General features: G+C 36.2%; 11 protein-coding genes and 1 pseudogene. 5 read left to right on the top strand and 7 right to left on the bottom strand.

Annotated elements, in window-relative coordinates; genetic code table 11:
- Positions 1–50 precede the first annotated feature (50 nt).
- The 3 genes from alaS (at position 51) to R1F52_00305 (ending at position 6,704) form a co-directional block, all read left to right on the top strand.
- Positions 51–2,729, top strand: coding sequence for an alanine--tRNA ligase (alaS, locus tag R1F52_00315; GenBank protein ID WOV93120.1), 2,679 nt, complete (start codon positions 51–53; stop codon positions 2,727–2,729).
- 6 nt (positions 2,730–2,735) lie between these two features.
- Positions 2,736–5,582 carry a leucine--tRNA ligase gene (gene leuS, locus R1F52_00310; protein ID WOV93119.1) on the top strand — a complete coding sequence of 949 codons (2,847 nt, stop codon included), beginning with the start codon at positions 2,736–2,738 and terminating at the stop codon, positions 5,580–5,582.
- A gap of 126 nt (positions 5,583–5,708) precedes the next feature.
- A complete protein-coding gene (locus R1F52_00305) occupies positions 5,709–6,704 on the top strand; it encodes an NAD(P)/FAD-dependent oxidoreductase (protein ID WOV93118.1) in 996 nt (331 codons plus the stop codon).
- A gap of 2 nt (positions 6,705–6,706) precedes the next feature.
- Here the strand turns inward: R1F52_00305 and R1F52_00300 are convergent, their stop codons facing one another.
- Together R1F52_00300 and R1F52_00295 are read right to left on the bottom strand one after the other, a co-directional pair.
- Positions 6,707–7,135, bottom strand: a complete 429-nt coding sequence (locus R1F52_00300) for a YkgJ family cysteine cluster protein (protein ID WOV93117.1) — start codon at positions 7,133–7,135, stop codon at positions 6,707–6,709.
- Between the two features lie 42 nt (positions 7,136–7,177).
- On the bottom strand, positions 7,178–7,408 hold the full coding sequence (locus R1F52_00295) for a hypothetical protein (GenBank protein WOV93116.1): 231 nt from the start codon (positions 7,406–7,408) through the stop codon (positions 7,178–7,180).
- Between the two features lie 34 nt (positions 7,409–7,442).
- On the opposite strand from R1F52_00295, the gene R1F52_00290 reads away from it, so the two are divergent.
- A complete protein-coding gene (locus R1F52_00290; protein WOV93115.1) occupies positions 7,443–7,760 on the top strand; it encodes a hypothetical protein in 318 nt (105 codons plus the stop codon).
- A gap of 1 nt (position 7,761) precedes the next feature.
- Here R1F52_00290 and R1F52_00285 read toward each other — a convergent pair whose 3' ends face one another.
- The 3 genes and pseudogenes from R1F52_00285 to argS all read right to left on the bottom strand — a co-directional run bounded on the left by R1F52_00285 (position 7,762) and on the right by argS (position 11,296).
- Positions 7,762–8,616, bottom strand: coding sequence for an NAD(P)H-hydrate dehydratase (locus R1F52_00285; protein WOV93114.1), 855 nt, complete (start codon positions 8,614–8,616; stop codon positions 7,762–7,764).
- Between the two features lie 2 nt (positions 8,617–8,618).
- On the bottom strand, positions 8,619–9,401 hold the full coding sequence (locus R1F52_00280; protein ID WOV93113.1) for a tRNA (adenine-N1)-methyltransferase: 783 nt from the start codon (positions 9,399–9,401) through the stop codon (positions 8,619–8,621).
- 41 nt (positions 9,402–9,442) lie between these two features.
- Positions 9,443–11,296: pseudogene (argS, locus tag R1F52_00275) on the bottom strand (arginine--tRNA ligase).
- Between the two features lie 110 nt (positions 11,297–11,406).
- Between argS and R1F52_00270 the strand changes: the two are divergent.
- Positions 11,407–12,507, top strand: coding sequence for a GTP-binding protein (locus R1F52_00270; GenBank protein ID WOV93112.1), 1,101 nt, complete (start codon positions 11,407–11,409; stop codon positions 12,505–12,507).
- A gap of 454 nt (positions 12,508–12,961) precedes the next feature.
- Here R1F52_00270 and R1F52_00265 read toward each other — a convergent pair whose 3' ends face one another.
- Both R1F52_00265 and R1F52_00260 read right to left on the bottom strand, forming a co-directional pair.
- On the bottom strand, positions 12,962–13,144 hold the full coding sequence (locus tag R1F52_00265; GenBank protein WOV93111.1) for a hypothetical protein: 183 nt from the start codon (positions 13,142–13,144) through the stop codon (positions 12,962–12,964).
- Positions 13,145–13,266: 122 nt separating this feature from the next.
- Positions 13,267–13,419, bottom strand: coding sequence for a hypothetical protein (locus tag R1F52_00260; GenBank protein WOV93110.1), 153 nt, complete (start codon positions 13,417–13,419; stop codon positions 13,267–13,269).

Raw genomic sequence — 13,419 nt, 5'->3', positions numbered from 1 at the left:
ATAATATCTAATCAAACTAATTTATTAAATACTGAATTTTATCATACATCATGAATAAAAGTGAAATTCTTGCAAAGTTCTCATCGGATCCTGATCGATATTATTCAGTAAAATTATTTGCCGAACAAGGATTTGAGAGACGTGCATGTGTCACTTGTGGTCGTTACTTTTGGACGTGTGATGCCAATATATCCAAATGTCCTGATGATATCTCTGATCCCTATTCCTTCATCGGTGATCCTCCATCTACCAAGCGTTTAGATTATCTTGATGCATGGAAAGAGATCGAATCATTCTTTGTAAAAAATAATCATACATCTGTGAATAGATATCCTGTAGTGTGCAGATGGCGTGATAATCTATACTTTACTATTGCATCGATTGTAAATTTCCAACGAATTATGGGAGGCAAGGTATCATTTGAATTTCCTGCAAACCCATTAATTATCCCTCAACCATGTTTGAGATTCAAAGATTTAGAGAATGTTGGTGTGACTGGAAGGCACTTTTCTAGCTTTTGTATGATTGGTCAGTGCAGTATATCGAATTCTTCTGGATATTGGAAAGATGAGTGCATCAATCTTGATTATAATTTATTGTCTACTCATCTCGGAATTCCTAAAGAAAAAATTGTTTTTGTTGAAGATGTTTGGGAAGGTGGTGGCTCTTTTGGTTCATCATTGGAATATTTTGTTGGAGGATTGGAACTAGGTAACGCTGTATTTACAGAATTCCAAGGAACACTTGATAATCCTATACTGTTAGAGAATAGAATAATAGACATGGGTGCAGGTCTTGAGCGCTTTGCATGGCTTACATCTGGTACCCCTACTGCTTATGATTGCTGCTTTGGTCCTGTACTTGAAATAATGATGCAGAATTTGGGTATTGATCCCAACCCTGACATTCTAAAACGATATTATACAGAGGTTGCAACACGATTAGACAAAGACATTCAACTTGCAAAAAGTGACTCTATATCAGCTGCAGGACTTGACAACAAACAATTCAATGATTTCATATCTCCAATGGAATCTATTTATTTAATTGCAAATCATATTCGTACACTCATATTTGCAATTGCAGATGGGGCGTTGCCAAGTAATGTGGGTGGTGGATATAATCTTCGTATGATGTTACGTAGAATAGTCACTACTATTCACAAAATTTCACTTACCACAACTTTGGATGATATGATAGACTCTCAAATTGATTATCTAGGACAGATTTACCCTGAATTGAAAACCAGACGTGATGATATTAAAAAAATCATATCCATTGAGACTAGTAGATATGCTGATTCTAAATCTAGAATCGAGAAGACTGCCCAGACACTACGAGGCAAGACACTAGGCATTGATGACATGATTCGTCTCTATGAATCAGATGGTATTACACCTGAATATTTGATGGAGATGAAAGTACTCGATGCTATACCATCAACATTTTATACCAAACTCTCTGGCCTACATCAATCCAACAAACCTAAAACTTTTTCTAGTATTTCAATACGTACCACACAAAATACTCAATTATTATTTTATGGTGATGATCCGATGACATTTGATGCTACTGTACTTGAAACAGTAGATGATTTTATCATCTTAGATAAAACCTCATTTTATGCTCGAGGTGGTGGACAGGAACCGGATAAAGGAACAATCTCTGAATTAAAAGTTGTAGATGTAGTAAAGAGTGGTGGCATCATACTCCATAAAGTAAATGGGGATTTGCCCAAAGTGGGAAGTGTGGTAAATTGTATTGTAGATGAACAGAATCGTCTTGATACGTCTAGACATCATACCAGTACTCACATTTTGAATTCTGCATGCAGAAATGTTTTAGGCTCTTGGGTGTGGCAACACTCTGCATTCAAAGTTGGAAGGTATGCTCGACTAGACATTACTCATCACTCTGCGTTAAATCATGATGAAATGTATAAAATTGAACATGTGGTAAACGAAACTATTCAGAAAAATCTTCCAGTACTTGTCTCAGAGTATGAACGTGGAGGCGCAGAGCAAAAATATGGTTTTGGAATTTATCAGGGAGGAGTTGTTCCAGTCAGTAAGGTGCGTATCGTAGAGATTGAAAATTTTGACGTTGAGGCATGTGGGGGAACACACGTGAATAATACTGGAGAGATTGGTCTTATGAAGATTACAAAGACTGAACGTATCCAAGATGGTGTAGTTCGAATTGAATTTGTGGCAGGAAGACACGCAATTTCTTATATACAAAAACAGGATCATGATATAATTACAATGGCACAACATCTAGACTCACACAAGACCAAAATTCTAGATTCTTTTAGAAAATCTCTAACAAGATTAGAATCTACAAAAAAGAATATAAAAATAATCACACAAAACACAAATCAAAGTATGGCAAAACAGATAATTTCTGAATCTAAGAGATTTGATAATGTTGGTCTGCACATCACAACAAACTCTGAACTTGATTCTGATTATTTCATATCTTTAGGTCAAGAAGTCATTAAACAAGATCCAACTATGATTTATTGTGTATTTCTAGTTGGTGATACTGTTCAGATTATAATCTATTCTGGTAATGATACATCATTTAGTGCTAATGATTTAATGAAAAAAATCTCTACTATACTAAATGGCTCCGGCGGTGGCAATGATCAATTTGCTCAAGGTGGAGGTCGCGACTCTTCTAAAATTAATAACGCTATAACATCACTGGAGGAAATACTCTCAAAGTGATGTATCATGACAGTAAATTGGACTCTGATTGAAAACAAGTGGAGAGAGATATGGTGTGAAAACTCTGTTGATGAATCTACCCCTGACTCACGAGAGAAGAAATTCATCACCGTGGCATATCCGTATCCAAACTCTCCTCAGCATATCGGTCATGGCCGAACGTATACTATTGCAGATATCAGTGCACGATTTTATAGAATGCGTGGCTACAATGTGCTATTTCCGATGGGTTTTCACTATACCGGTACCCCGATACTTGGCATGGCCAGTAGAATTGAGGACAACGATGAAAAGTTGATAGAGGCGTTAGATACGTTATACGGTGTTCCAAAAGATGTCATAAAGACATTTGTAGATCCGGTAAAAATTGCAGATTACTTTCATGCAGAGATTAAGCAGGGTATGATTGAGATGGGGTATTCCATTGATTGGAGACGTGAATTTACTACCATTGATCCTGCATACAAAAAATTCATTTCTTGGCAGATTGAATCACTACGTGATCAAGGATACATAGAACAAGGATCACATCCTGTGGGTTGGTGTCCTAGAGATGAAAATCCTGTATCTCAACATGATACTTTGGGTGATGTGGAGCCTAGCTTTACTGAATATCTCCTTGCAGATTTGAGACTAGATGATAATACCATGATTCCTGCAGCTACACTCAGACCTGAAACGATTTATGGCGTAACAAATTTGTGGGTAAATCCAGACATTAATTATAAAATTGTAATGGTGGATGACTCTAAATGGATAGTGAGCAAAGAATGTGCACACAAGTTGTCATTTTTGGATCATACCGTTGAGATCATAGGTGACATATCAGGCAAAGATCTCATAGGAAAATCTATTCGTGTTTCCGCAATAAATAAAACGGTTCCAATACTACCTGCATCCTTTGTTAATAGCACTACTGGAACCGGTATTGTAATGTCTGTACCTGCACACGCCCCTTATGATTTACAGGCATTGTTGGATCTGCAAGGGGACAAAAACTCTGATGTATCTGAATTGGCACGTAACATAACTCCAATTAGAATAATCAAGACTGGTGAGGGTGAAAACATGGTAGAACAGGTTTTAGAAAAATTCAACATCTCTTCGCAAGCAGATCCTGCAATGGAATCTGCCACAAAGCAGGTATACAATACCGAATTCAATGACGGAGTGATGCTAGGTAATACTGACACACTTGTTGGTATGTCTGTCAAACAGGCTAGAGACGAATCATATAATCTGCAAAATTGTGGGAAATTTCTAGAGATGACAAATGCTCCAGTACAATGCAGATGTGGCACTGAATGTGTTGTAAAGGTATTGAACAATCAGTGGTTTTTGAATTATGGTGATAAAGATTGGAAAAAAATTGGCAAAGAATGCTTTGATAGTTTGGATATTAAACCCAAAGAAATGCGACAAGAGTTTGATCATGTTTTGGATTGGATTCAACAACGAGCATGTGCACGTCAACACGGTTTGGGAACCGTACTGCCTTGGGATAAAGACTGGATTGTAGAGAGTCTAACAGATTCTGTAATTTACATGTCGTATTATCTTATTGTAAGATTTGTAAACTCGGGAGATATCGACCCTGAAAGATTGAATAATGCTTTTTTTGATTATACACTACTTGGTAAAGGAGATCCAAACACTATATCTTCATCTATTGGTGTTGATGTTGAAAAACTACATGAAATACGTTCTGAATTTGAATACTTTTATCCTGTGGATGCTCGACACTCTGGCAGAGATCTAGTACCGAATCATCTCTTGTTTTTTGTTCTGAATCATATTGCAATATTTCCAAAAAAATACTGGCCACGTAGTATTGTGATTAATGGCTCAGTATTGATGAATGGGAAAAAAATGTCCAAATCCATGGGGAATATCATACCATTACGTGGTGCGATCACAAAATATGGTGCAGATCCTATTCGACTTGCAATTATTGGCTCCGCTGAACTATTACAAGATGCTGATTTTGATTCAGAGTCTATCCAATCAATTCAGAATAGACTGGGCTCTATTTTGGAGCATTGTGGTACTGTCGATGAAAAGACTCACACCTTACAACAAGAGGATAGGTGGATATTAGCACGTCTACACACTTTGATTGTACAGGTCACCGATGAGATTGAAAACATGCGTCTTAGAGAAGCGTTACATAATATTTTATTTAATTTTGAAAAAGATTTGATTTGGTACAAGAAACGTGTTGCACTGAAAAAACGGACAGACACATCTGGTATATTTTATGATATTTTATCTAACCGTGTACAGTTGTTAGCTCCATTTGCTCCATTTGTAGCAGAAGAGATGTGGCAAAAATTAAAAAACACTGCTAGTGTATTTACTAGTAGCTGGCCAACCTCTGAACGTTTTGATTCAAGGGATTCATATGCTGAAGATTTGTTGCGAGATATAGTGGCAGACATTGAAAAGATTCTTCGTGTAACAAAGATAAAACCCAAGCAAATAATACTCTACACTGCAAGCCCATTGAAATACAATGTCTATAAAGAGGTATTATCTATGACATTAAAACACATCTTGCCTAAAGATATAATGAAGACTCTGTTTAATGATTTAAAATTTGTGGATATTAAAAAAGATCCGGATTTTGTAAAAAAGACAACCAGTGAAATTTTCTCAAAATCCCCTGAACAGGTATATCTTGAAAATACCATTAATGTGGATGAGAAAAAGATGTTGCAGACACAACTAGAATCTTTTGAAGATGAATATAATGCCAAAATTCTAGTGTATTGTGAATCTGACAAAGGCATTCATGATCCAAATGACAAGGCACGATTTGCACGTCCACATAAACCTGCAATATTTGTAGAATGATTTTTTATAATATTTATTTTTAAATTATCTTGTTTTCTCTTTTAAATATTTAACTTGTTAATCATACTGGTTTCTATGGTTTATTAAATACCTACCAAATTACTTTCATTATGAGAATCAGCTATTGTGGGTATTGGTGTAGCTGGCAGTTATCTCCTGTCATTATTAAAAAAAGAACATGATGTTGTAGGGTTTGAGAGAATGGATGAGGTCTCTCATGATTCCATATGTGCGTGGGGTACATCAAAGAATACAATGCAAGAACTGTGTTCTGCTGTGGATATTGATTTTAACAAGTTTATCATTCATGATGGAAAAAATATCTATATTGATATGACAGACAAACAACGTTTTGATATAAAATTGAAAGGAATATGTACATATGATAAAATCGGTCTTATTCAGCAGATGGCAAAAGGTTGTAAAATTCACTATTCCACTATTCCAAAATTAAAAGACTTGGAATCTGATTTTGATTTGATCGTAGATGCTACTGGATTTCATAGAAATTATCTTCCAAAAATTAAAAATGATTTTTATCTTCCTACATTTCAATACAAGGTATATTATGAACATGGTGTTCCATTGGATGATTTTTACATAAGACCATTTTCTGGGATGTCTGGATATTTGTGGTATTTTCCACTAGGTGATAAATGGGCACACATTGGAGCTGGTGATTATAAAAAACAACATGTTGTGGAGACTAAACGATTTTTTGAAAAATATGGTGGTACAATACACAAAACAGTTGGTAGACCAATTCGTCTTGCCACACCAGATAGGTGTACTCCCTTTAATCATGGCAAAGTAGTAGGAGTTGGTGAGTCTATAGGTACTGTATATCCACTACTCGGAGAGGGCATAATTCCTAGCATGTATTGTGCAAAATTTTTCGTAAATAATCTTACAGATATGAATGCGTATAGAAAAGATGTCTTGAATTACTTTGCCATATATAGCAAAGTGTACGATTTTATCACTGCCAAGATGTGTGGTAAATTTAACATGTTAAAACAGATGCCATCATTACTTGCAATATTTAGATACATGAAAAAAAATGAAGATAGATTTGGTATGGAGATTCATCTCAAGGATCTCTGGCGTGTATCTCAAGCATGATTCTAGTTTATACTTGCAAATCCATCTCTTAATGTCTGTTCATACTTTGTGTTATAATCATAAATGATTTTAGAATACTCTTTCAGAATTTCATCCATTGGGGATATTTCATGTGATGTGTAAAAACCTGGACAGTCTCCTGTAAATTGAAATGATGCGTGAACACGTGCGGTTCCAGATTCATTCTCTGTCCAAGAGAAAAATGGATACATATAACAAACCATTGGACGATTAGGGTGGATACCGCATCCTCCTTTTTCATCTAAAAATCTACATGATATGTGAGTTCCATCTTCCTGTAATGTTTCGTTTTCTTTGCGCTTTAGATTTATTCCTGTGATTGTAATATCTTGACCGGATGGTGACTGCTCTTTCCATGTTGCCATGAGTGTCTCTTTTTTAATAAAATCTGCTGTATTTTTATATTTCAAACCACTTCCGATTGTAATTAAATCACTAGATGTTAGTGGCAGTCAACCCTGTCTGTCACAACAATTGTTACAATCTGGCCAAAAACATTTCCACAGTATGTATGCTGATTCTTTTACAAGTTTGGGTATGTGAAATATCACACTATCTATCTTTATTGTATGATCCACAACATCTGTAATTTCTCCCAACATAAATTTACTAATTACAGGCTCTATGACCCAATCTTGTTTCTTTAATAATTCCAATGCTTCTTTAATATCGGTGTGGCTCAAGTATTCAGTTATATCTAAAATTATCTCACTATTAATGTTGATTAAAGGAAAGTATGCTACAGCTACACACATACGAAGATTTGTTTGGGCAGAAATTGTATGGCCTCTAATTATACAACAACAAGATCTCTTCTTTACTATTCCACAATATCAAAATATGCGTGATAAAAAATGCCAAGAACTGAAAATCTCTATTGTTGAGGTGTCTAGAGGATTACTATCTCTAATGAATAAGGGAATAATATACAAAGAGAAAAATTTGTACTATATTCATTACAAATTAATTCCATACTTGAGATTAAATGCTCAATGTAGTTATGCTACTGCCATTTATGAGACTCGTGTGAGATGATTTATACTGTTTTGTCGAATTTCTTCATGATTGATGGTATGGCGTCAATTAGATCTGTTGCAACCAAATGATTTCCTATTTTATCTTGAACACTAAATCCGACAACTCCGTTAAAGTATGCTCCACATACACCTGCATCTAGCGCATTTGTAGTTTTTGCGTATAATCCTCCTATGATTCCTGCCAAGACATCTCCTGTTCCGCCCACTGTCATTGCCGGAATAATCTTTTCAAATTGATATGTATTTGTACCATCTGATATTATATCTGTATTTGACTTTAGTACAATAACTGCATCATACTGTTTGGCACATTCTTGTACCATCATACTTTTCTTTGTGACATCTTGAGGAACCTCTTTGCCAAATACTCTGTAAAATTCTCCTGAATGTGGTGTAAGTATGACCTTCATACCTGCAATTATATCTAAAATCTCCGGTACTAGAGCGCCGGCGTCTAGTACGATTCTTGTCCCTCTTTGATTTAATGCCTTGAGTAATGCTAAAAGTGCTCTACGATCAAATGTGTTCATTCCATTACCAATTACTGCACAGTCAATTTTTTTTGGAATAGATTTTATCAATTTGTTTGTAGCACCTCTAGTAAGTTTGCCATCAGCTAGTGGAATAACAATCAAGTTGGGCGAGTATGCACGCACTGGTATTGCATGAATCTTGGGTATGGCAGTATATACCAAATCTACACCTGTTCTCAAAGCTGCCATGGATGTTAACACAGGGGCTCCATGATACACAAAACTTCCACCAACTACCAACACCGAACCATTATCGCCCTTTCTTGAAGATGTCTCTCTTGCAGGCATCATTTTCTCTACTATCTCTTCTGTGATCTGCATAATCATACCTCAAAGTATGCCTTTCTAGCATGAGCCAGATATGTCGTGTGACCAATACCATCAAACGAATGTCTAGTTTTCCCNTCTCTGGCCTCTATTCTACGAAGTATGTGCTCTGTGCACTCGATGTCTGTAAATTCATTCTCTACAAACCCTGCTGATGTCTTTTCAAGTTGATTCATTGTTGGACAAATTGTTACAACTTGTCCGCCACCCTTTAACATCTCTCGAACTTGAGGTAGGACCGTCCAGGGGTCTCCTAGATTAACTATTGTAAGATCTGCATCCTTGATTGGAACTTTTTTTACTTGTTTTATGTCTAGTTTTTTCATTGTGATATATTTTGTCATACCTGCTTTGAGTATGTTTTTAGTTGCAATGTCCATGAAATCTTGATTCACATCAAATGTATACACATGACCACGAGACTTTACGATACTAGCTAGAAATATTGTTAGCGCACCACTACCGGTCCCAATCTCTACTACCTTCTGTCCACTCTGTAATCCACAACGTGCAATGATATATCCTATATCTTTTGGGTATACGATTTGTGTTCCATGTTGTATCTTCATGATATAATCAAATGTTGTAGGTTTGAACAGATACACATACTTTGATTTATTTGTTAAAACTCTAGAGCCATATTCTTTACCAATTGCATCAGCATGTTGAATCACTCCAATATGCGTGTGTAGTTGGTCTTTTCTATTTATTCGCACCAACCATTTTTTTGAATTATTAAAAAAGAATAATACATAATCTTTATTCTTAATTTCATTCATTATAAACAGCAGACTGAATCATGATAAAAATCTAGACATATTTACATTCTGTCAGGTACCGGTATGCCTAGTAGGTATAGTGATGATAAAAGTGTCTTCTGAAATGACTCTACTAGGTACAATCTGGAGACTCGGATGGACTAATCTTTTTCGTCTATAATTCTTACATGTTCATAAAATGAATTGAATGCAACTGCAAGTGTGTGGCAATATTTTGCAATGATTTTCGGTGACAGGTTTCTTGTAGCATCTGATACATGCATCTTGAATTTTGAGATTTCAATTATTAATGAACGTTCATGTTTATCTGTTAGATTATTCAATGACGAATCGTTTGATTTGTTTTTAGATTTTTCTAATATTCTGTTTGCTCTTGTGTGGGAATATTGTATGTATGCTGCCGTATCTCCGTGTAAATTTAATGATTCGTCTAGATCAAAAATTATTTTCCTATCTAAATCTTGTTTTATCATTTCATAACGTAATGCCCCCGTTGCTAAATCATTTGCAATATTTTGTACTTGATTCTCTTTTAAATCAGGGTTTCTCTTTTGTGTCTCTTGTAGTGTTTTTTTGTACAAAGTATCTAGTACCGTGTCTGCGTTAATGTATGTGCCTTTTCTACCTGACATTTGTACATTTCTGCTCGTATCAATACCCAATTGTTTTGCAGTTGTACTACTCAGTGTTACAACCTCGTATCCCAAATACGTGTATGTGATGGTGTTGTTAATTTTGCTCATTAATTTTGTAATCATATCTTGTAACTGCGACTGTCTATTGTCTATGATTGTAATGATTTGTTTGCCTGTAAAATCTCTCTTCTCTCCTTCATCCCCTAGTATCGTCTGCCACAAAACTCTGTCATTATACTGTGTGCTGTATTGTACATACCTGAAAGGATTTGTGATTAAACCCATTTTCCACATGGCGTATGGTATATCTTTAGCAAAATAGGTAGCAATACCGTTACTTCGCACTACTATTTTGTCATAATCTCCGTCTCTGTGTATCCAGCAACCTGCATTCTCCCCTTCTTTTTCTTGAATGATGGTACCATCCGTTTTTAATCTCTCAAATATCTCTGACCACATTCCGGATTGAATAATTTGTGATTCAAAGTTGAGACAATCATATGTGACGCCAAGTCTCCAACACGTCTTTATCTGCTGCTCTAGAATTTTCTTTGTAATCTCATTTGCAAATTTTGCAGTGTCTGATTTTACATCATCCATCTCTTCTAGTATCTTGTCTCTCTTTATTTTTAATTCTGGTTTTGTTTCATACTGTTTGGTTGTATTTACATATACCGTATCTCCACAATAGTGATCAAATTTCTCATTTTTAGAATCTTGTGAAAATTTTAGTTCCTTGAACCCAAGTATTATGTCTGCAACTTGAAGCCCAGAATCATCTATGTAATTTAGCACATGTACTTTGTTTCCGGCCTTGATCAATATACGTGAAATTACATCACCAATAATCATGTTGCGTACATGTCCAATGTGTATTGCCTTGTTTGGATTTACACTAGTATGCTCAATTGTTATAATTTTCCCTTCATTGCCATTTGCGTAATCATTTTTCATAGATTTTTTCAACGTCTCGCCTGCAAACTTTTCCATATTTATTGTAAAATTCAAATATCCGCTAGGATTAGCCACAACCTTGCACATCCCATCTTTGAATTTTGTCTCATACTCTTTTGCCAATATTATAGCGATATCTTTGGGAGATTTTTTCATCTCTTTTGCAAGCAGAAACGCAACATTACACACAATATCTCCAAATCCTTCCTTTGTCGGCTCTACCGTATATGGTGCTTTGATCTTCAAATAATCTAATAATTCAGATATGTTAGAGTCGAGTCGCTCAAGTACTATCTCAAATGTCAAAAAACTCCCCTCTAGTTTTTCTATAAATTATTGAAATCATACATCTTACAACTTGTATTATATGAGTAGGTGTATAATATAGTATCTAGAATTAATTTTGAGGCACTAATTTGGGTATACCTGAAAAGATCAAATCGATTCAAGACGAAATGGCAAAAACGCAGATCAATAAAGCAACTGAACATCATTTAGGATTACTTCGAGCAAAGATTTCAAAATTGAAACATGAACAAGAATTTGCTTCTAAAAAAACTACAAAATCCGATGGTTTTGATATACGAAGATTTGGTGATGCGACAGTAGTATTCATTGGTCTTCCAAGTGTTGGTAAATCCACACTTCTAAATAGACTCACTGGAGCAAAATCCGCAATTGGCGCATTTCAATTTACCACCTTGACTGTTGTACCTGGCATGATGAAGTTCAAGGGTGCAAATATTCAATTACTTGATTTACCCGGAATCATCAAGGGGGCGTCATCTGGTAAAGGATTGGGAAGACGTATCTTATCTGTTGCAAGAAGTGCAAATCTAGTGTTGTTGGTACTTGATGTATTTCAACCACATCATGAACGTGTATTGATTAACGAATTATACAATATTGGATTACGTTTAAATCAAAAACCACCAAACATTGTGGTCGAGAAGACATCTACCGGCGGTATTGCCATAACTCAACAAACCAAACTGACAAAAACTACTGAAAAGATGGTCAAAGACATATTGCACATTTATGGTATTACGAGCGCCAGAGTGGTGATTCGTGAGGATATAATATCAGATCAATTGGTTGATTTTATAACAGGCAATAAAACATATGCACAATCTCTTACCTTGATGAATAAAATTGATCTAGTCGATAAACAGTTTCTGGCAAAATTAAAAAAAACATCACCTGGTATGTTGTATCTCTCTGCTGACTCGGATAAAAATGTAGAATCACTTAAAACTTTGATCTATGATAAATTAAAATTTATTAGAATTTATCTGCGCCCTAAAGGAGGTGAAGTCGATTACGTTGAACCATTAATTGTAATGAGAAATTCTACCGTTTTAGATATTTGTAACAAGTTACATCGTAAACTGAAGAAAGATTTTAGATATGGTATGGTTTGGGGAAAGAGTGTAAAGTTTGGAGGTCAACGTGTAGGGTTAACCCATATCTTGCTTGATGAAGATGTGTTGACTGTAATTAAAAAACGTGGGTTGTAATCTAATATAATAAACTTAATAATTTGATCTGCTCATCTGTTGTGATTACGTTCTTCTCTACTAGTATCTTTAACAGATTTTGAAATAGTTTTTTCTCATTTTGTGTATTGCCACTCTGTGTTGCACCACCTGTCCCTGTCGGTCCTGGTAGGCCCGGGGGTCCTGGCGAACCTGTAGGTCCTATTGGACCTGTGGGTCCCTGTGGACCTAATGATCCTTGAATTCCTGGTAGCCCCGCCTTGCCGTCCTGTCCTGGTTTACCCTTGGAGCCTTGTTCACCTTGAATACCTTGAATGCCCTGTGGGCCCTTGGAGCCTATCTCTCCTACTGATCCCTGTATGCCACGTTCACCTTGAATACCTTGAGATCCTGTAGATCCTTTTTCACCTTTTATACCTTGTAATCCTCTCTCGCCGGTAGGACCCTGTGGGCCCTTGGAACCTCTCTCGCCTGGTTAACCTGGAATTCCACGCTCACCTTTCTCACCGGCTGATCCCTGAACACCTTGTAATCCTCTCTCTCCAATTGGACCAATCTGTCCTGTAGTTCCTTTCTCTCCAACAGATCCTTTCGATCCTCTCTCTCCGGCAGGTCCCTGAACACCAATTATTCCTTTCTCTCCAACAGATCCTTTCAATCCTCTATCTCCAACAGGTCCCTGAACACCAATTGATCCCTTTTCTCCAACAGCGCCTTTTTCACCTTGTAATCCAACTAGACCTTTATCTCCTGTAACACCCTTGGAACCTATCTCTCCTGCTAATCCCTGTGTTCCTTTAAATCCTTTCTCACCAGAAATTCCTGTTGCTCCTTTCTCACCAATCTGTCCTGCTGGTCCTTGTAATCCTTTACTACCAACTGATCCTGTAATACCTTTCTCACCTCTCTGACCAATCTCTCCTTTCTCTCCAA

Source organism: Nitrosopumilaceae archaeon AB1(1) (assembly GCA_033471095.1).
GTDB classification, from domain to species: domain Archaea; phylum Thermoproteota; class Nitrososphaeria; order Nitrososphaerales; family Nitrosopumilaceae; genus Nitrosoabyssus; species Nitrosoabyssus spongiisocia.
The sequence above is the reverse complement of the archived record's forward strand: the minus strand, read 5'-3'. Positions and strand labels throughout refer to the sequence as shown.